Here is a 19,633-nt window from a genome sequence, read left to right as displayed (position 1 = left end):
GCACCGGTTAGACTGCCAAGTCTATAGCCGGGTAGCCAAGCCCGGAAGGGATAAACGCTGAAGGCATCTAAGCGTGAAGCCCCCCTCAAGATGAGATATCCCATCCGAAAGGAGTAAACCCCCTTGAAGACGACGAGGTTGATAGGGCAGGGGTGGAAGTGTGGTAACACATGGAGCTGACTGCTACTAATAGGGTGAGGGCTTGACCAACAAGCTTGGTTATGATATAATTGCTTAGTCAACATGTATGTGGTTTTGAAGATACGATATATCTTTTAATAGTCCTCCTTAGCTCAGTCGGTAGAGCATGCGGCTGTTAACCGCAGTGTCGTTGGTTCGAGTCCAACAGGGGGAGTTAGCTTTTCGGACCTAGAGCCGATAGCAATAGAATTGGCTCCATGGTCAAGCGGTTAAGACACCGCCCTTTCACGGCGGTAACAGGGGTTCAAATCCCCTTGGAGTCACTTTCCTTTAAGGAAACAATTAAATATGGTGCCATAGCCAAGTGGTAAGGCAAAGGTCTGCAACACCTCTATCCCCGGTTCAAATCCGGGTGGCACCTCTACCAGAGTCCAGAGTTTAATGCTCTGGACTTTTTTGCGTATATAAATATTTTACGGACTTCATCACACAAAAGCGATATGCTATAATCTTCTTATAATGTAACGAGAGAGGGGAAATATAATGCTGGACAGATTTAATAAATTTATAGAGAAATGGATGGCTTTTGTTACGCCGTTATGTTTGCTGGTAGGAGTGTGTTTTCCGGATATTGCGAAACATGGCCTTCCATATGTGACATATGTATTTGCATTTATGACATTCACAGGAGCATTGAAGTCCAGGTTCCGGGATGTGGCAAATGTGATCCGTAATCCCGGAAGTTTGATCACGATCATGCTTATGCTTCATATAGCGATCCCGGCAGCGGCCTACGGGATGGGACATCTGCTGTTTCCGAATAATATGAACCTGATCACGGGAATGGTACTGGAGTTTTCGATTCCGACAGCAGTCGCCAGTATGATGTGGGTATCGATCTTTGATGGAAACAGTTCCCTGTCACTTTCACTGGTCGTGATCGACACGGTTCTTGCACCGTTTATCATTCCCTTTACCCTGCATTTTCTGATCGGTTCCAATGTATCAATTGATGTTGGGGGCATGATGAAAGAACTGCTCTATATGGTGGCTTTGCCGGCAGTCGCAGCAATGTGTCTGAACCAACTGAGCCACGGAAAAGTCATGGAAACCTGGCCAAAGAAACTGGCACCTTTTTCCAAGATGGCACTGATGTTTGTCGTGACTTCAAATTCATCTAAAGTAGCACCATATATCCGCCAGATGAATTTACAGCGCGTTGCGGTAGCGGTAGCGATCCTTGTACTGGCGGCAGGCGGTTACTTCCTTGGCTGGCTCATCGCCAAACTGACACATCAGGATCAGAAGACGACCATTTCCATGGTATACGGAACCGGCATGCGAAACATCAGTACAGGAGCTGTCCTTGCGGTAGCTTACTTCCCAAGTGAAGTCGTATATCCAGTCATGATCGGAACCCTTTTTCAGCAGATTCTCGCGGCGATTTCAGGAAAAATGCTGACAAAAAACAAATAAAGTGTCTCAGAACCCAACAAAATAAATACGGATAACGTTTTCACAAAATAAACCTCAATAAGCAAAAATACACGAAAAACTGCAAGATTTCAGTTCAAAAACAACTGGATCTTGCAGTTTTTTACGTAGAAAAAGACATCGTTTTCTGATCTTATGATTTCTTTCTCGCAGAAAATATGGTTTTATAGTGTCACAGCAAAACACAACACGAAACCATACAGGAAAGAGAGGAAGAGTATTATGAAAAAAAGACTTTTAGCATTAGGACTCGCGGCAGTTCTTGGAGCAAACATCGCAGGCACATCAGCAGTGTGGGCGGCAGATAAGGTGGAGATCACAAACGTATCCTACGATCCGACCAGAGAATTATATGAGCAGTACAATAAGGTATTTGCAGAGCACTGGAAAGAACAGACAGGACAGGAGGTGGAAGTGACACAGTCTCACGGCGGCTCAGGCAAACAGGCACTGGAAGTTGCAATTTCAGAGCAAATAAAAATTTCCCCCGGCAGGACAGCAGGACCGCTGCACCGGGGGAGATTTTTTGCCGAAAATAATTTATTTATCCACGATAAACGATCTTTCCATTGCAGATCGTGTAATGGATCTTTCCATAAAGTTCTGCGCCTTTGAATGGGCTGTTGGAGGCTTTGGAGGCAAAGTCTGTAACGGTCCATTTTTCATCAGGATCAAAGATCACGAAATCAGCAGGAGCGCCTGCCTGGATACTGCCGCCCGGAAGTTTGTAGAGAGAAGCCGGATTGCAGGTCATTTTTTCCAGAAGCTCTGTCAGAGTGAGATATCCTGGCTTTACAAGGGAAGTGATGCCAAGACCAAGAGAAGTTTCAAGGCCTGTGATACCGCTTGGGGCTTCTGTGAGAGGCCTGGATTTTTCTTCAGTACTGTGTGGAGCGTGGTCGGTGGCGATCAGGTCGATCGTGCCGTCTTTGAGACCCTGAATGATCTCCTGGCGGTCTTTTTCGGTGCGGAGAGGCGGATTCATCTTGGCAAGTGTACCGTGCTCAAGAAGTGCTTCCTCTGTAAGTGTGAAGTGATGCGGGGTTGCCTCTGCGTGGATGTCAGCACCGAGTTTTTTCGCTGTGCGGACAAGCTCTACGGAGTTTCCGGAACTGATATGCTGGATTACGACAGCGGCACCGCTTCGAAGGGCAAGCATACAGTCACGGGCAACCATCACTTCCTCGGCGATCGCAGGTGAACCGACGACACCAAGCCTGGCAGATGTTTCTCCGGCGTTGATTCCGTTATTGGTGATGAATGCTTTGTCTTCTTCGTGTAGACTGATCGGCATATGAAGTTCAGCAGCTTTACACATTGCTTCATAGCAGAAAGTGGCATCGAGAAGCGGGATCCCGTCATCGGTAAATCCGCAGGCACCGGCATCTGCCAGGGCATCGAAATTTGTCATTTTTTCGCCGCTTAAGCCGTAGGAGACGGAGGCAGTCTGATAGATATGTATGTTTTCGTCCTGGGCACGTGTAAGGATGTCTTTGAGCGTGCCTACGGAGTCAACAGTAGGTTTGGTGTTTGCCATGCAGATGACGGAGGTAAAACCGCCTTTTGCCGCGGCAAGGGAACCGGTATGGATATCTTCTTTGTAAGTAAGTCCCGGGTCACGGAAATGTACATGTGTATCAACAAGTCCCGGTGCGACAGTCAGACCGGAAAGATCAAGAACTTCTTCATTATCTTTGGCAGAAAGATCTTTTCCGAGTTCGACGATCGTTCCGTTCTCAACGCGGATGTCCACAGGTTCGTTGGTTTTTGTAGCAGGATCAATAAGATGACCATTTTTCAAAAGCATAATTTTGCCCTCCTGACGGAAAATATTAAAATCAGTATAGAAGAAACCGGAGAGCTTTGTCAAGTCGACAGAACCCTCCGGTTTCGGAATAATTATTAGAAATACTACTTAATTAAAGATCTACAGTATCAATATGCTGTTCTTTGATATTGTGTTTCTTTGCATATCCTGTAAGGATCAGGGTCAGGGCACCGTCGCCTGTTACGTTGCAGGCTGTACCAAAGCTGTCCTGAAGAGCAAAGATAGTAAGCATCAGAGCTGTTCCTGTTTCATTGAAGCCAAGGACACCGGTGATGATACCAAGTGATGCCATAACAGTACCGCCAGGAACACCAGGAGCGCCCAGAGCGAAGATTCCAAGAAGCAGGCAGAACAGGACCATGGTTCCCGGAGACGGGATGGAACCGTAGAGCATCTTGGAGATCGTCATACAGAAGAAAACTTCTGTCAGAACGGAACCGCACAGATGGATGTTGGCAAAAAGCGGAACACCGAACTGCACCATATCTTTACGAAGCGGCTTTGCCTTGCCTGCACACTGTAATGCAACGGCGAGAGTGGCAGCAGAGGACATGGTTCCGACTGCAGTAAGGTATGCAGGACCGTAGTGGCGTACAACTTCCCATGGATTTTCGTGAGAGTATGCACCTGCGAGGACATACAGAAGTGTCATCCAGATAAAGTGGCCGATCAGCACGATGATGATGACTTTGAGGAATACAGGAAGCTGTTTGGTGATAGAACCTTCATATGCCAGTCCGCAGAAAGTCAGTCCGATGAAGAATGGAAGGATCGGAATGATGATCTTTGATACGATGGAAAGGACGATCTTCTGGAATTCATCAAGGAGTCCTGTGATGAGTTTTGCTTTGTTCCAGGTAGCGGCAAGACCAACCATGATGGAGAATACAAGTGCACTCATAACGGACATGATCTGCGGGATAGAAAGTTCAAATACGACTTCCGGAAGCTCTTTCAGTCCTTCTACGTTTGTCACGATAGAAAGATGCGGGATCAGCGTATAGCCGGCTGCAACAGAAAACAGGGCTGCGCCGATGGAAGAAACGTAAGCGATCACCAGAGCAACACCAAGCATGCGGGAAGCACTGTTTCCGAGTTTGGTGATGGAAGGTGCGATAAAGCCGATGATGATCAGCGGTACACAGAAGTTGATAAGCTGCCCAAGGACATATTTCAGAGTAACGACAATATTCAGGATTGCCATAGTGACAGAAGAAGAATCTGTACTGCTAAGGATAAGTCCTGCGATAATGCCGAGTACAACGCCTACCAGAAGTTTAAAAGGCAGGCTGGTAAAAAAACTGTTTTTTTTCATGGATTTGATCCCCCCTGTAAAAGTTTGAATAAATTTCAGCAGTCCTGATCGATATCTGCCTGGTCAATCATGACATTGAGAATTTCCGTATCGGTAGCGCGCATTCCCACACGTCCGATATAGCCCATGCTCTTGATCGTTTCCTCAATATCATCCTTGATGATACCCTCGCCTGGCAGAAAGCTCTTGTTCTGGATGCTGAGCTGGAATGCCATCAGAGCCGCATCGACGGAAGATGCGATCTTGGCAGCGCAGGATGGTTTGGCACCGTCACAGACGATACCGCCTACATTTCCAAGCGTGTTGATGATCGTCAGAGAAACCTGCTGATAAGTTCCGCCGTACATATAGGTGATCCCTGCACCGGCACCGCAGGCAGCACTGACTGCACCGCAGTAAGCGGAAAGACTTCCTATATAATATTTCTGGTGGATGGCGATCAGGTTGCTGACAACGAGAGAACGGCAGAGTTTCTCGTGCGAAACTTCCCATTCGTCGGCAAAGACGATGACAGGAAGTGAAACCGTCATTCCCTGGTTTCCACTTCCGGAGTTGATGACAACCGGCATGGAACAGCCGCCCATACGTGCATCGCTTCCGGCAGCAGCTCTGGCACAGGCTCTCGTGGTGACACCTTTGCCCCATACATGCATCAGTGTCTTGCCGATCTGTGCACCATAGTTGTTGTCAAGCCCCTCCTGTGCGATCGCAGAATTCATTTTGATCTGACGGTCGATGGTCGGCTGGATATCCTCCATTCTGACCTGATCGGCAAAATCCAGGATATCCTTCACTGTAAGAAGAGATTTGTCAACGGTTGCTGTGACAGCAGACTGATAAGGATTGTCAAGGATCACCTCGCCGTCCTTCTCAATCCTTGTGATGTTGGTGTGCTGATGCTCGATCGTGACAGAAGCGGTGTGCTCACCACTGGTAACGATGGCTGTGATAAAAAGATTATCAACATCTTCGACCAGGGTACAGGAACAGACTTTCTGTGCGATGAGCTTGCGGGTCCTGGCAATATCTTCAGGGGTGACTTCACTGAGTACCTCAAGGGCACGGTCAGCATTACCGCCGACGATACCAAGAACTGCCGCTACATCGATTCCTTTGAGTCCGCCGGAATTGGGAACAGTGACCCCCTTGACATTCTTGATGATGTTGCCACTCAGGTGCATTTCCACATGCTCCGGGAACTCTCCGAGGACCTGCCGGGCTTTTGCCGCTGCATAGGCAATGGCGATCGGTTCTGTACATCCAAGGGCAGGAACAAGCTCCTGTTTCAGGATGTTCAGATAGTTTGCATATAATGCAGAGTCCATAGTTTTTCTCCTTTCCATTGATCACGCGAATGCGTTTGTGCAGATAGTATAGTCTATTTCGACAAATAATACAATGCTTTATGCAAAATAACGACAAAAATAAAACCGAGTTAGTTGGTATTTATTGGAAATAAAAAAATTTTCAAAAAAAGTTTGTGTTTCGACAAAAAAATACTTTACAAGCACAAATTCCTATGTTAGAATACTTAGCTGTGTGATATATTTTCATATCCTTGCTCTCTGTAACAGGCAGAGGGCCTTAAAGACCATAAGGAGGTAAGAAAGCATGAACAAGTACGAATTAGCATTAGTTGTGAGCGCTAAAGTTGAAGACGAAGTTCGCGATGCAGTAGTAGAGAAAGCAAAAGCTTACATCGCTCGTTACAACGGAAACGTCACAGAAGTAGAAGAATGGGGTAAGAAGAAATTAGCTTACGAAATTCAGAAAATGCATGAAGGCTTCTACTATTTCATTCAGTTTGAAGCAGACGCACAGTGTCCGGCAGAAGTAGAAAGACATGTACGCATCATGGACAACGTATTAAGATACTTAGTCGTTCGTAAAGACGCATAATCTTTTTACAGATGGATTTTAGAAAGCACCATTAAGAAACCCGTTCACTCACTAAGAAGAAAGAGGTATTACAATGAACAAAGTAATTTTAATGGGACGCTTAACAAGAGATCCTGAGGTGAGATATTCCGCAGGAGAAAACGCACTGGCAATTGCAAGATACACATTGGCAGTAGACAGAAGATTTCGTCGTGACGGCGAGGCGACCGCTGATTTTATTAGCTGTGTAGTATTCGGACGTGGCGCGGAATTCGCAGAGAAGTACTTCCATCAGGGCATCAGGATCGTAGTGAGCGGTCGTATCCAGACCGGAAGCTACACCAACAGAGAAGGACAGAAGGTTTACACAACAGAAGTTGTTGTTGAGGAGCAGGAATTTGCCGAGAGCAAAGCATCCAGTGACAGCTATGCAGCATCACATCCTCAGCAGAGTGCACCGTCTGCACCATCCATGCCGAATCCTGTTTCAGCATCTGCTGACGGATTTATGAACATTCCGGACGGAATCGACGAAGAACTTCCATTTAATTAAACTGAAAGAAATTATATAAGGAGGAAACCATCATGGCTTACAATAGAGGCGAAAGACCGGACTCTCCTATGAAAAGAAGAGGCGGACGCAGAAGAAAAAAAGTTTGTGTATTCTGCGGTAAAGAAAACAATGAGATCGATTACAAGGATGTAGCAAAACTCAGAAAATATGTTTCTGAGAGAGGTAAGATCCTTCCGAGAAGAATCACAGGAAACTGTGCAAAACATCAGAGAGCTCTGACTGTTGCTGTTAAGAGAGCACGTCATCTTTCCATGATGCCATACGTTCAGGACTAATTTTTAGTTGAACATCAGGCTGCCATGAATCTGTCGGACAAGCATTTGCATGTGGACCGCAGACGAATGGCAGCTTTTTTTATTCAATAAAACGCTTATAAAACACGATTATTGACATTCATATGGTAAAATGTATAGAAATCTGCTATAATAGCAGATAGCATCTTGAAAAAATTATAAAAAGAATGGTAAAGAATGTTATGAGTGGAAAATTAAAACTAAAAGGTCATCTGAAGCATCTTGCACGCTGGCCTCTGTATTTGTCTGTTCTGCTGATAGCTTTGAACGTTCTGGTGTATGTGATCAGCATCAAAGCCGGAATAGTGGTTACAATGGGAATCATTCTGTATGTAGGTGCAGCGATCGGGCTGCTCTTTTACCATCGGCCACTGATGTTCAATGATCTGATAGCTTTTGCCAGCCAGTATGAATTTCTGGAAAAAAGGGTTCTGGAGGAGTTTGCTCTTCCATATGCAGTAATGGATATGCAGGGAAGGATGATCTGGTCCAACAAGGTATTCTCACAGATCACCGGCAGGGATCAGTTCTACCGCAAAAATGTCAATACGATTTTTGCAGACATCACAGCAGACAAGCTTCCGACAGGACCTGACAGAGAAATCACAGAGATCAGTACACAGTTTGGAGAGCACATTTATCGTGTATCCATGCAGAGAGTCCTCCTTGGAGAATCCGTGGCACCATCGAAACTTCTGATGGATATCCCGGACAGCACCAGCCTGATCGCCATGTATCTCTATGACGAGACAGAACTTAAGGATTATATTCAGGCGAATGAGGACAACAAACTGGTAGTTGCACTGGCATATCTCGACAACTACGAGGAAGCACTGGAGAGTGTGGAGGATGTAAGACGTTCTCTTCTGATCGCTCTGATCGACAGAAAGATCACTAAATATTTTTCCAACTATGATGGTCTGGTACGTAAGCTGGAGAAGGACAAGTATTTCCTGATCATGAGACAGAGTTCTCTTGAGGCACTCAAGGAGCAGAAGTTCCATATTCTCGAGGAAGTCAAGACCGTAAATATCGGTAATGAGATGAATGTGACCTTAAGTATCGGTGTCGGACTGAATGCCGCTACTTATCTTCAGGATTATGAATATTCCCGTATCGCGATCGAGATGGCACTTGGACGAGGCGGCGATCAGGTCGTGATCAAGAATGGCGACAAGATCACTTACTATGGCGGCAAGGCACAGCAGATGGAGAAGACCACCCGTGTCAAGGCGCGTGTCAAGGCGCAGGCCCTCAAGGAGTTTATGAGCACCAAGGAGCGCGTTGTAGTCATGGGACACAAGATCACAGATGTCGATGCACTTGGAGCGGCCATCGGTATCTACCGTGCAGGTAAGACACTTGGCAAACCGGTCCATATCGTAGTGAATGACCCGTCTACATCCATCCGTCCGCTGATGGCAGGATATATGAACAACCCGGACTATGAGCCGTCCATGTTCATCGACCGAAACCAGGCGATGGAGCTTGTAGATGATAATACGGTAGTAGTCGTTGTAGATACCAATAAACCAAGCTATACAGAATGTGAGGAACTTCTCTACATGACCAGGACGATCGTTGTTCTGGATCATCACCGCAGAGGCAATGAGGTCATCCAGAATGCAGTCCTGTCCTATGTAGAGCCGTATGCTTCCTCCACCTGTGAGATGGTAGCGGAGATCCTGCAGTATTTTTCAGACGATCTGCGTCTGCGCAACATCGAGGCAGACTGTATTTATGCCGGGATCATGATTGACACGAACAACTTTATCACAAGAGCCGGAGTGCGTACCTTCGAGGCAGCAGCATTCCTGCGTCGTTCCGGAGCAGATATGACCAGAGTGCGCAAGATGCTCCGTGACAACATTGATTCTTATAAGGCAAGGGCAGAAGCAGTGCGTACTGCTGAGATCTACCGTGGCTGCTTTGCCATCGCGAAATGCCCGAGCAAGGGACTTGAGAGCCCTACTGTTGTCGGTGCACAGGCGGCCAATGAACTTTTGAATATTGCCGGAGTCAAGGCTTCATTTGTACTTACAACATATAACAAAGAAGTTTATGTCAGTGCCCGTGCGATCGATGAAGTCAATGTCCAGGTTATGATGGAGAAACTTGGCGGCGGCGGTCACATCAATATCGCCGGAGCCCAGGTAAAACGTCCGATCGACGAAGTAGAAGATATGTTAAAAGAAATCATTGATGAGTTATATCAGGAGGAAGAAAACAAGAAATGAAAGTAATTTTATTGGAAGATGTCAAATCTCTTGGAAAAAAAGGCGAAATCGTTAATGTCAGTGACGGATATGCAAGAAACATGATCATTCCGAAGAAACTCGGTCTGGAAGCAACTCCGAAGAACCTGAATGATCTGAAACTTCAGAAGGCAAATGCAGCCAAGGTAGCACAGGAAAACCTGGAAGCAGCACAGGCTTTTGCCAAAGATCTCGAGACAAAGGAGATCATCCTCACACTGAAAGTAGGAGAGGGCGGAAGAACCTTCGGTTCCGTATCTACCAAGGAAATTTCCGAAGCTGCCAAATCACAGCTTGGTCTGGATATCGACAAAAAGAAACTTCAGCTTCCAAGCCCGATCAGAAACCTGGGCGTTACACAGGTTCCGGTCAAACTTCACCCGAAGGTAACAGGAAGCCTGAAAGTATGGATCAAAGAGGCGTAAGTGCCGGGAGAAACTAAATGGAAGAAGCACTGATAAAGCGTATCCTGCCTCACAGTATCGAGGCAGAGCAGTCGGTGATCGGTTCCATGCTTCTTGACCGTGATGCGATCCTCGTGGCATCAGAAATCCTTACCAGCGACGATTTTTATCAGAACCAGTATGGTATCATCTTTGATGCGATGGTGGAGCTCTGTAATGAGGGCAAGCCGGTTGATACGATCACACTTCAGAATCGTCTGAAGGAGAAGGATGTTCCACCGGATATCAGCAGTATGGAGTATGTGAGGGAACTTCTCGAAGCAGTTCCGACTTCCGCGAATGTCAAATATTACGCCAATATCGTAAGTGACAAGGCACAACTCCGTAAACTGATTCGTGCGACGGAGGAAGTGGAGAATGCCTGCTATCTTGAGAAGGACAGCACAGAGACGATCATGGAGGAAGCAGAGAAGAAATTATTCAATATCCTCCAGAGAACGGTGGGCGGAGATTACGTCCCGATCCAGCAGGTTGTCCTGAATGCGATCAATAATATCGAGAAAGCATCCAAACTCAAGGGCAGCGTTACAGGAATCCCGACAGGTTTTATCGATCTGGATTACAAGACCTCCGGTATGCATCCGTCAGACCTGGTGCTGATCGCGGCCCGTCCTTCCATGGGAAAGACGGCGTTCGTTCTGAATATCGCACAGTATATGGCGTTCCGCAAGGATGTCACCGTTGCGATCTTCAGTCTGGAAATGTCCAAGGAACAGCTCGTGAACCGTCTGCTGGCGATGGAATCCCATGTGGATTCCCAGAATATGCGTACAGGTAACCTCAAGGATGAGGACTGGACGAAGCTGGTAGAGGGAGCAGATATCATTGGGCGTTCCAACCTGATCATTGACGATACACCGGGGATCAGTATTGCGGAGATGCGTTCCAAATGCAGGAAATATAAGCTCGAGCATAATCTTGGAATCATCATGATCGACTACCTTCAGTTGATGAGTGGAAGTGGCAAGAGTGATTCCAGACAGCAGGAGATCTCTGATATTTCTCGTTCGCTCAAGGCTCTGGCACGAGAGCTGGATGTTCCGGTCATTGCACTGTCACAGTTAAGCCGTGCAGTAGAGCAGCGCCCGGACCACAGACCGATGCTCTCAGACCTTCGAGAATCTGGAGCGATCGAGCAGGATGCCGATGTGGTAATGTTCCTGTACCGAGATGATTACTATCACAAGGACACAGAGAAGAAAGACATTGCCGAAGTCATCATCGCCAAACAGCGAAACGGCCCGATCGGAACCATCGAACTGGTATGGCTGCCAAGATATACGCAGTTTGTAAATATGAAGAAGTAAAATTAAACAGACATAGAGATGAAAGTAGCAATATTTTATCTCTATGTCTGTTTTTTTGTGATTTATCAGGAAATCCTGTGAAGTTCTGTCAAACGGTTTTCGTTGAATTTACCGGGATTCCTGCTTATAATGATAGGTGATGAATTTCATAGGGAGGTGCACCGCCATGGAAACGAGGTATACCGTCAGACAGGCAGTGGAGATGACCGGAGTGAAGTCGTATGTCCTGCGGTACTGGGAAGAAGAACTGGAACTGCGGATTCACCGGAACGAACTTGGTCATCGCTATTACACCGGATATGATATTCAGCTTTTTATGAATATAAAAGAACTGAAGAAGCGTGGACTCCAGCTCCGCGCAATCCGCGAGCTGATCCCGAAACTTGCCCGGACAGCACCAGGCTCCACAGAAAGCCGAACGAAACTCCTGGAAGGAGAGATGGTGGAAATACCGCCGGACAAAGAAGAAGTTGTGACAGAAGAGATCATAGAAGATCCACATAAGGACAATGATGAGAAGATCCTGGAATTCCAGACGATCCTCGAGCGTCTGATCGCGCAGGAACTGAAGCTTCAGAATGAAAGCGAAGATGAAGAGAGATGCCGCTCTCTGGATCTTGCAATCCGCAGACAGCAGATGGCAAGGAAAGAAGCCGCGGCAACTGTTGAAAAAAGACAAAAAAAGAAGCTGTAGCATAATTGCTACAGCTTCTCTCAATTCTGTCTGTATGAAGCTTATTCAGCTGGGTGAATAGCTTCGGTTGGACAGGCATCTGCACATGTTCCGCAGTCAAGACATGCATCAGCATCAATCTCGAAATGCTCTGCGCCCTCAGAAATAGCCTCTGCTGGGCATTCTGCTGCACATGTTCCGCAGCTTACACAATCGTCAGAAATTACGTATGCCATAATGATATCCTCCTTTATATCTTTCGTACCCTTTACAGGTATCCATAAGGCTATTCTAATATATATCCGGCAAGAATACAAGTATTAATTTATAAACAAATTTTTATAAATTATGTACAGTTTTTTTGATGTCGGGCGTTGCGTACTGGTGGGTTTTATATTATAATGAAATCTATCACTGGGAATACGGATTTCGGTCTCATCCCTGAGAAAAGGAGGAAAATATAATGGCAAAGGTTACAAAAGATATGCTGATCGGCCAGTTAATCACTTTAGATCCGAATATTGCACCGATTCTTATGAGAGCAGGAATGCACTGCCTTGGATGCCCGTCTTCACAGATGGAATCTCTGGAAGAAGCAGCTATGGTTCATGGAATGGACGCTGATGTTCTGGTTCAGCAGATCAACGATTTTCTTGAGAACAACTAATTAATACCAAAATAAAAGACTGGCAGAGATGCCAGTCTTTTTAAGTCATGGTTAAAGCTGTATTAATTGTTGCAGAACATTGGTGGAGATCAGTTCTCCATGCTCGATCAGGTGAGCCTCGCCGGCAGGTGTGCAGGCGCGTCCCTTGCCATATTCAGAAAGAATATTGCAGACCTTGTTGAATTCCTGTGCTGTGTGAGAAGACTGGTGAATGATAAGCTGATAGCTGCCATTGCCAGGGATCTTGTATAAGCTGTTCTCGCCGGTAAAGAATCCATTCAGTCCATGAGATGCTGCGATTACATCATCCAGATGAGTGAATGTATACTGACGGATCAGATTTACAGCGGAAGATTCGCCGGAATCGGAAGAATCTTCTGTTTCCTGAGACTCTGAGGCCTGTGAAGATTTGCCCTTGAGCTTGGATTCGCAGATCTTCTGGAAGATATCAATGATACTGTCCGCTCCGTCAAGCTGAAGCGGTTCCGCCTGGGTATTCTCTTTATATGGAGAAAATTTGGAAAAGCGGGTATCTAATTCTTCCGGGTCTTCGACTTTGGTAATGATGAGGATAATGCTGTCAAGATTTACAGGAATCGCCTCGATCATCAGCGGAATGTTGTCCGCCTCAAAACCAAACTCTATCTGAGCCTGCTGCATCATATCGCGAAAAAGTTTCTTGGCTTTCTCTGAGCCGTAAGCCAGTTCACGTAAATTTACCTGATGCATTTCCAGATCTTCTCGTGTTAAGGTACAACGAATCTGATTGTCGTTGATTTTCTCTAATTTCATTTCATCACATCCTATTCTTCGGATCCTGTTGTATTATATGAATATATATAGAAATCAGGATATAGTCCATGACTTATATGGTTACTGTTCACTACGTTCACAGTAACTTGGTCAAAATCCATTCCAAATCACCTTCGGTGATGGGATTTTGCCCTGTATGTCTCGGGATTTTGCCATATTCATGGCAAAACACCTCGCGGGATACTACCTGTTCACAGTAACCTTGTGTATATTATATACCACAACCATAGCGAATGTAAAGAAATTAGAATTACCTATTTCTAAAATATTTGGAAATAAAGCGGGAATTTTTCGTCAAATAGAGAAAAGTCCTTGCAAGCACAGAATAAATCTGTATAATAAAGGATAAGAAAAAATACAGATTCTGTGATTGGACAACTGAAGACGTAACATCTAACTTACATAGTAACCATCATTTTCTTATTTCTACAAACAAGTCATTGCCATCATTTACATGTCATGCAGCGTTTCAGGCTGCGGCAGATGCAATTTCCATGAGATTAAATTCAATTATAGAGGCTTATTTTTTCTTGCAGGTGTTTTCTAAAATCTTATTCCGAGAGAAAGGAGGAAAGACCAGCGAAAATATGTCACATGCAAAGTGCAGCAGGAAATCCATGAAGCCTCTCAGAGAAGAACTGAAACTCTATCAGAAGAGCGGGATACAGCTTTTTATGGATGGAGAGCCAAGTACGCCCAAAGATATTGCGAAAGCCTGTTTGATCGCAGAGGGCGGAGGCTACATGAGAGATTACACCGAAGATGAATCGGGCAGGATCGCGAGAGTTGATTTTGACCGGATCAGTGAAGCTCCCCGTAAGAAATACCGATACAGATAAACACCGGAGTGCAGATCCTGTGGAAATACATAAGAGCAGGCAGGGGGATCTCCCGGAGAAAAAGGTTTCCTCCGTATACTTGACCATTTGGGAAAATCCTCCTGCAAAAGTGAAAAAACTATAAAAACTCCTAAAATATATAAATAAACAATACATTCAAAACAAAACATGATATAATGATACAGAATCTTTACAAAAAACAGGATTTTATACATTTTGAACCGAAAGAGAGGAACGAATGAAAAAGTCAAACGATATACAGAGCCGGCGTAAGCAGCTTAAACTCAGGATCACCATTGTTATTCTGATCTTTTTGCTGGCAGCGATCGGACTGGGTGTACACGTTGTTCAGAATTATATCCCATCCAGGGAGCATATGAGTCTGACAGAGTACTATGGTCAGCCGTCAGACGGTGAGATGGTTGTTGTACTTGGTACAGATATCATGGAAGAGCGGGCTCTGAAATCAGGAGATCAGATCTATCTGCCTCAGACTATGGTAAGCACCTATCTGAATCAGAGATATTACTGGGACAGCGCTAACCAGCAGATTCTGTATGCAACACCGTCAGCACTTGAGAATTATCCGGCATCAGAATCAGGAGACGGGGATGTCTGGCTTAAGGATGGGACCGTTTATCTGAATCTCGCACTGGTACAGAAATACACAGATCTCGATACTTATACTTACGAAGATCCATCCAGGATCGTGATACAGCATGAATTTACAGGAATCAATACAGCAACTGTCCAGAAGGACACAAGTGTCCGTTATCGTGGAGGTATCAAATCACCGATACTTACAGACGTAAGCAAGGGCGATACCCTGATCTATATGCAGGCACTGGAGGACTGGGTACAGGTTTCTACCCTGGACGGCTATATCGGATATGTACAGAAGAAGGTTCTTTCCGGTATGGAGACGACTGATTTCGAGAGAAGTTTTGAGAAAGAAGATTATACCTATCTCACTATGGATGACAAGGTCAATATGACCTGGCACCAGATCACCAACACGGATGCAAATGCTTATTTCGCGGATATGACAGCGAATGTCAGCGGTCTGAATGTGATCTCTCCGACCTGGTTTTATATTCAGGATACTTCAGGCAATCTTGGGGATCTTTCTTCCGCAGATTATGTGACACAGGCACATCAGAAGGGCTATAAGGTATGGGGCTTGGTGGATAACTTTACAGCAGATGTGAGTACGACAGAGACTCTGTCACAGCTTGCTTCCAGACAGAATATCATTAAGCATCTGGTGCAGACAGCAGCCAATATCGGAATGGACGGCATCAATGTCGATTTTGAATCGCTCAGTGAAGATGCGGGTCCGCATTTCCTGGAATTCCTGAGAGAACTTTCGATCGAATGCCATAAGAACAATCTCGTTCTTTCCGTAGATAATCCGGTTCCAGAGGATTTTACAAGCCATTATGACAGGAGAGAGCAGGGACTGGTTGTAGATTATGTCGTGATTATGGGATATGATGAACATTATGTCGGTTCCGATGCAGGTTCTGTTGCGTCCCTTCCGTGGGTAGAACAGGGCGTAGAGGATACGCTGGCAGAAGTTCCGGCGCAGAGGACCATTCTTGCGATCCCATTCTACACCAGACTGTGGAAGACAACAGGCGGCGCTGTGACAAGCGAGGCGATCGGTATGACAGAGGCCCAGAATGTCCTTACAGAGAATAAGGTAGAGACTGTATGGGATGGAAGTATAAGCCAGAATTACGGGGAATACGAGAAGGACGGCTCTACATACCAGATCTGGATGGAGGATGCACAGTCGATCGCAGAGAAAGTCAAGCTGATCCCGAAATACGATCTTGCCGGAGTTGCACAGTGGAGACTGGGATTCGAGAGTAATGATATATGGAGCACGATCAGTGAGAATCTTCAGAGTGCTTCATAAATAAGAAATTTTCTATATGATAATAGAATGAGAGCATAATAAAAAACACACTTTGCAGGGGATGCAGAGTGTGTTTTTTGTTAATTATATAAATGGGAAAATAAAAAAAGTTCCATAAATGGAAGGAGGCCGGTACTTTCGTACCGGCGCGTATGAAAAAGAAAAATATTTTATAGAAAGCATATCGCCTTCTATGGCTAATACTATACCCTATAAATGTGAAGAAAGTGTGATGAACTTTTGAAGAAAACGTGAAGAAAACATAAAATTTAACGTGCTTTATACAGCGTTTTTACGTGAAAAAGCAAAAAAAATTCCCTGCCGCTTAAATGTAAGGGCAAGGAAGGGATTACTGCATCAGAATTTTTTCCAGGTTCCTTTGAAGAAGAGCAGGAGAAGCGGGAAGATCTCCAGACGTCCTGCAAGCATATCAAAGATAAGGACACATTTGGACAGATAGGAAAAAGAACTGAAATTTCCCATCGGACCAACGATCTCAAATCCCGGACCAATGTTGTTGAGTGTAGCTGTTACCGCCATGAAGTTTGTGATCAGATCAAAATTATCGATCGCGATCAGCAGAACAGATGCGGCGAAGATCATAAGATACAGACTGATATAAATATTGGTGGATCTCAGGATATCATGGGTGATGACCTTGTCATCCATCTTGATCTTCTTGACTGCATTCGGATGAAGGTAAAGCTGGAATTCTTTCTTGGCAGCTTTACACAGGATCAGAATACGGGAAACCTTGATTCCACCGCCTGTACTTCCGGCACAGGCTCCGACAAACATCAGAAGGACCAGAACCGTCTTGGACAGAGCAGGCCATTGGTTGAAGTCGGTGCTCGAAAAACCGGTCGTTGTGATAATGGAACCTACCTGGAATGCAGCCTGCTGGAATGCAGTCAGGAGGTTGCGGAATAGGTGGGCTGTATTCAGGGCGATGATCACGATCGCTACAGCGATGATCCCGAAGTAATAACGAACCTCCTCATATTTGAATGCCTGGCGGAATTTCTTGGTCAGGATCAGATAGTATGCGGAGAAGTTGACACCAAACAGGATCATAAAGATCGTAGTAACAACCTGGCAGTAAGTGCTGTAGCTTCCAAGACTGTCATTGACAATACCGAATCCACCGGTTCCGGCAGTACCAAAGGTAATGCACAGAGAATCAAAAAGCGGAACCCTGCCAATCAGAAGCAGAGCCAGCTGGATCAGTGTCATTCCAAAGTAGATCGTATAAAGGATCTTTGCAGTGGACTGTACCTTCGGGACAAGTTTGCTGACGGAAGGCCCCGGGCTCTCTGCTTTCATAAGGTTCATATGATAACCTCCGGCAAGCGGAAGAAGAGAAAGCAGGAACACGAGGACGCCCATACCGCCGATCCAATGAGTGAAACTTCTCCAGATCAAAATACAATGAGGGAGGACTTCCACATCTGAAAGGATACTGGAACCGGTCGTTGTAAATCCGGAAACAGTCTCAAACAGTGCATCGATCGGATGTGGGATACATCCGCTGACAACAAACGGGATCGAACCAAAAATACATAAGGCAAGCCAGCTCAGTGCAACGGCAACGCAGCCATCCTTGATATAAAAGACCTTGTTTTTGGGTTTCTTGCGGGTAAGCGGAACGCCAACGACAAGGCACACCAGCATGACAAGCAAAAAGGCTGAAAAATCCTTTTCACGATAGATTCCTGCCGTAAGAAGAGGCAGCATCATAAAGGCCGCCTGAAAATTACATACCCAGCCTACAATATAGGCGATAATACGAAAATTCATAATACCACCCCGTTCTATGCAAGAATATCGCGGATGTCGCGAAGTCCCTTGCTGGTGGTTACGATGACAACATTATCCCCGATCTGAAGCGTATCCTGGCCTCGTGGAATACGGACAGTACCCTTGCGGGTAAGACAGCAGACCAGAAGATTGCTCTTGAGGTTCAGCTCGGCAAGCGGAATACCGACAACAGGAGAGTTGTCACGGATGATGAACTCCAGAGCCTCTGCCTGGTTGTCCAGGACGTGATACAGAGTCTCTACATTACTTCCGATCGTATTCTGCATGGCGCGGACATAACGGAGAATGGAATCCGAAGTGATATATTTCGGATAGATCACACTTCCGAGATCCAGGTCGTCAATAACATCCTTGTACGGCAGGCGGTTGACCTTGGCAACCAGCTTGGCGTTGGTAAGTTTCTTGGCAGAAAGTGACAGGAAGATGTTTTCCTCGTCCATATTGGTGAGGGTTACAAATGATTCGACAGTTGCAAGCCCCTCCTCCATAAGAAGAGAACGCTCAGTTCCGTCTCCGCAGATGATCGTTGCCTCCGGGAGCATGTCGCTTAATTCCTCGCAGCGTTCCTTATCCTTCTCGATGATCTTGACATTGATCTTGAGATCGGACAAAGTTTTGGCAAGGTAATAAGAAATAGTACCTCCTCCGATGATCAGTGTATTTCTGACCTGATGGGTCTTGAGACCGATCTTCTTGAAGAAAGTAGCGGTATTCTTAGGGGCAGCGATAATGGAAACAAAATCTCCATTATGAACAAGATGATCACCACCTGGGATCGTCAGGGTATCTTTGCTCTCGATCGCGGCAAAAAGAATGTCGCAGCGGTATTTGTCTGTGATCTGAGAAACAGACATGCCATCCAGTCCAAATTCAGGCAGGACCTTGAATTTGAGAAGTTCTACACGGCCTTTGGAAAAAGGATCGATCTTGATCGCGGCCGGAAAACGGAGCAGACGGGAGATTTCCCGTGCAGCAGCCAGTTCAGGATTCATGATCATGGAAAGTCCCAGACGTTCCTTGATGAACCCGATCTCCTTGCTGTAGATCGGATTTCTTACACGCGCGATCGTCTGACAATGACCGGTCTTCTGTGCGATAAGGCAGCAGAGAAGGTTCAGTTCATCAGAAGCGGTGACAGCGATCAGGATATCGGCAGTCTGAACACCGGCCTCCATAAGAGTATTGATACTTGCGCCGTTTCCAACAATTCCCATAGCGTCGATATCTTCTGTGAGATCGTTGATAACATCGGCATCCATATCGATCAGAGTCAGGTCAGTTTCTTCTTCCTGAAGCTGTTCTGCAAGAGTGCGTCCAACTTTGCCGCACCCGACAATTATGATATGCATGATT

The 19,633-nt window shown here is 45.8% G+C and carries 19 protein-coding genes, 3 tRNA genes and 1 rRNA gene; 16 read left to right on the top strand and 7 right to left on the bottom strand.

Annotated elements, in window-relative coordinates:
* The 6 genes from DWX28_RS04520 to DWX28_RS20730 all read left to right on the top strand — a co-directional run.
* Nucleotides 1-210, top strand: a 23S ribosomal RNA gene (locus DWX28_RS04520); the annotation flags it as partial.
* 72 nt (nt 211-282) lie between these two features.
* A tRNA-Asn gene (locus DWX28_RS04515) sits at nt 283-355 on the top strand.
* Nucleotides 356-392: 37 nt separating this feature from the next.
* Nucleotides 393-464, top strand: a tRNA-Glu gene (locus DWX28_RS04510).
* 27 nt (nt 465-491) lie between these two features.
* Nucleotides 492-562: transfer RNA gene (locus DWX28_RS04505), tRNA-Cys, on the top strand.
* A 122-nt stretch (nt 563-684) separates the two neighbouring features.
* Complete coding sequence (locus tag DWX28_RS04500) at nt 685-1,617, top strand: bile acid:sodium symporter family protein (RefSeq protein WP_022213274.1); 933 nt, start codon at nt 685-687, stop codon at nt 1,615-1,617.
* A 240-nt stretch (nt 1,618-1,857) separates the two neighbouring features.
* Nucleotides 1,858-2,250, top strand: a complete 393-nt coding sequence (locus DWX28_RS20730) for a hypothetical protein (RefSeq protein WP_330417615.1) — start codon at nt 1,858-1,860, stop codon at nt 2,248-2,250.
* Here DWX28_RS20730 and DWX28_RS04490 read toward each other — a convergent pair.
* The 3 genes from DWX28_RS04490 to DWX28_RS04480 all read right to left on the bottom strand — a co-directional run bounded on the left by DWX28_RS04490 (nt 2,180) and on the right by DWX28_RS04480 (nt 6,103).
* Nucleotides 2,180-3,442: a dihydroorotase gene (locus DWX28_RS04490; protein WP_118251967.1), complete on the bottom strand. Its 1,263-nt coding sequence runs from the start codon at nt 3,440-3,442 to the stop codon at nt 2,180-2,182. The genes DWX28_RS20730 and DWX28_RS04490 overlap by 71 nt on opposite strands.
* Nucleotides 3,443-3,554: 112 nt before the next feature.
* On the bottom strand, nt 3,555-4,778 hold the full coding sequence (locus DWX28_RS04485; protein ID WP_118251966.1) for a dicarboxylate/amino acid:cation symporter: 1,224 nt from the start codon (nt 4,776-4,778) through the stop codon (nt 3,555-3,557).
* Nucleotides 4,779-4,813: 35 nt separating this feature from the next.
* Entirely contained in the window at nt 4,814-6,103 is a 1,290-nt protein-coding gene (locus DWX28_RS04480) for an L-cysteine desulfidase family protein (protein WP_118251965.1), read from the bottom strand.
* A 286-nt stretch (nt 6,104-6,389) separates the two neighbouring features.
* On the opposite strand from DWX28_RS04480, the gene rpsF reads away from it, so the two are divergent.
* The 7 genes from rpsF (at nt 6,390) to DWX28_RS04445 (ending at nt 12,243) form a co-directional block, all read left to right on the top strand.
* Nucleotides 6,390-6,677, top strand: a complete 288-nt coding sequence (gene rpsF / locus DWX28_RS04475) for a 30S ribosomal protein S6 (protein ID WP_118251964.1) — start codon at nt 6,390-6,392, stop codon at nt 6,675-6,677.
* Between the two features lie 73 nt (nt 6,678-6,750).
* Nucleotides 6,751-7,209: a single-stranded DNA-binding protein gene (locus tag DWX28_RS04470; RefSeq protein WP_118251963.1), complete on the top strand. Its 459-nt coding sequence runs from the start codon at nt 6,751-6,753 to the stop codon at nt 7,207-7,209.
* Between the two features lie 32 nt (nt 7,210-7,241).
* Nucleotides 7,242-7,505, top strand: coding sequence for a 30S ribosomal protein S18 (gene rpsR / locus DWX28_RS04465; protein ID WP_005427218.1), 264 nt, complete (start codon nt 7,242-7,244; stop codon nt 7,503-7,505).
* Between the two features lie 200 nt (nt 7,506-7,705).
* Nucleotides 7,706-9,760, top strand: coding sequence for a DHH family phosphoesterase (locus tag DWX28_RS04460; RefSeq protein WP_118251979.1), 2,055 nt, complete (start codon nt 7,706-7,708; stop codon nt 9,758-9,760).
* Nucleotides 9,757-10,203 carry a 50S ribosomal protein L9 gene (gene rplI, locus DWX28_RS04455; RefSeq protein WP_022214909.1) on the top strand — a complete coding sequence of 149 codons (447 nt, stop codon included), beginning with the start codon at nt 9,757-9,759 and terminating at the stop codon, nt 10,201-10,203. Before DWX28_RS04460 ends, rplI begins: the two co-directional genes overlap by 4 nt.
* 17 nt (nt 10,204-10,220) lie before the next feature.
* Nucleotides 10,221-11,549 carry a replicative DNA helicase gene (gene dnaB / locus DWX28_RS04450; protein ID WP_022214910.1) on the top strand — a complete coding sequence of 443 codons (1,329 nt, stop codon included), beginning with the start codon at nt 10,221-10,223 and terminating at the stop codon, nt 11,547-11,549.
* A gap of 166 nt (nt 11,550-11,715) precedes the next feature.
* The gene (locus DWX28_RS04445; RefSeq protein ID WP_022214911.1) at nt 11,716-12,243 is read left to right on the top strand and encodes a MerR family transcriptional regulator; all 528 of its coding nucleotides are present in this window, start codon (nt 11,716-11,718) and stop codon (nt 12,241-12,243) included.
* Nucleotides 12,244-12,284: 41 nt separating this feature from the next.
* Here the strand turns inward: DWX28_RS04445 and DWX28_RS04440 are convergent, their stop codons facing one another.
* Nucleotides 12,285-12,458: a DUF362 domain-containing protein gene (locus tag DWX28_RS04440; protein ID WP_022214912.1), complete on the bottom strand. Its 174-nt coding sequence runs from the start codon at nt 12,456-12,458 to the stop codon at nt 12,285-12,287.
* A gap of 227 nt (nt 12,459-12,685) precedes the next feature.
* Here DWX28_RS04440 and DWX28_RS04435 point away from each other — a divergent pair, with 227 nt between their 5' ends.
* A complete protein-coding gene (locus DWX28_RS04435; RefSeq protein WP_022214913.1) occupies nt 12,686-12,889 on the top strand; it encodes a DUF1858 domain-containing protein in 204 nt (67 codons plus the stop codon).
* Between the two features lie 51 nt (nt 12,890-12,940).
* Here DWX28_RS04435 and DWX28_RS04430 read toward each other — a convergent pair whose 3' ends face one another.
* Nucleotides 12,941-13,681 carry an adaptor protein MecA gene (locus DWX28_RS04430; RefSeq protein ID WP_022214914.1) on the bottom strand — a complete coding sequence of 247 codons (741 nt, stop codon included), beginning with the start codon at nt 13,679-13,681 and terminating at the stop codon, nt 12,941-12,943.
* A 638-nt stretch (nt 13,682-14,319) separates the two neighbouring features.
* On the opposite strand from DWX28_RS04430, the gene DWX28_RS04425 reads away from it, so the two are divergent.
* Together DWX28_RS04425 and DWX28_RS04420 are read left to right on the top strand one after the other, a co-directional pair.
* Nucleotides 14,320-14,541 (top strand): hypothetical protein, encoded by a 222-nt coding sequence (locus tag DWX28_RS04425; protein ID WP_022214915.1) that lies wholly within the window; start codon nt 14,320-14,322, stop codon nt 14,539-14,541.
* A gap of 238 nt (nt 14,542-14,779) precedes the next feature.
* On the top strand, nt 14,780-16,462 hold the full coding sequence (locus DWX28_RS04420; RefSeq protein ID WP_118251962.1) for a glycosyl hydrolase family 18 protein: 1,683 nt from the start codon (nt 14,780-14,782) through the stop codon (nt 16,460-16,462).
* 357 nt (nt 16,463-16,819) lie between these two features.
* On the opposite strand, the gene DWX28_RS04415 is transcribed toward DWX28_RS04420, so the two are convergent.
* Together DWX28_RS04415 and trkA are read right to left on the bottom strand one after the other, a co-directional pair.
* Nucleotides 16,820-18,259, bottom strand: a complete 1,440-nt coding sequence (locus tag DWX28_RS04415) for a TrkH family potassium uptake protein (RefSeq protein ID WP_022214917.1) — start codon at nt 18,257-18,259, stop codon at nt 16,820-16,822.
* A gap of 14 nt (nt 18,260-18,273) precedes the next feature.
* Nucleotides 18,274-19,629 carry a Trk system potassium transporter TrkA gene (trkA, locus tag DWX28_RS04410; protein ID WP_022214918.1) on the bottom strand — a complete coding sequence of 452 codons (1,356 nt, stop codon included), beginning with the start codon at nt 19,627-19,629 and terminating at the stop codon, nt 18,274-18,276.
* Between the last annotated feature and the right edge of the window lie 4 nt (nt 19,630-19,633).

Origin of the sequence: Blautia sp. AF19-10LB (assembly GCF_003461245.1) — a bacterium.
In the GTDB taxonomy this organism is placed as follows: Bacteria; Bacillota; Clostridia; order Lachnospirales; family Lachnospiraceae; genus Blautia_A; species Blautia_A intestinihominis.
This window is presented reverse-complemented; position numbering and strand designations above follow the sequence as displayed.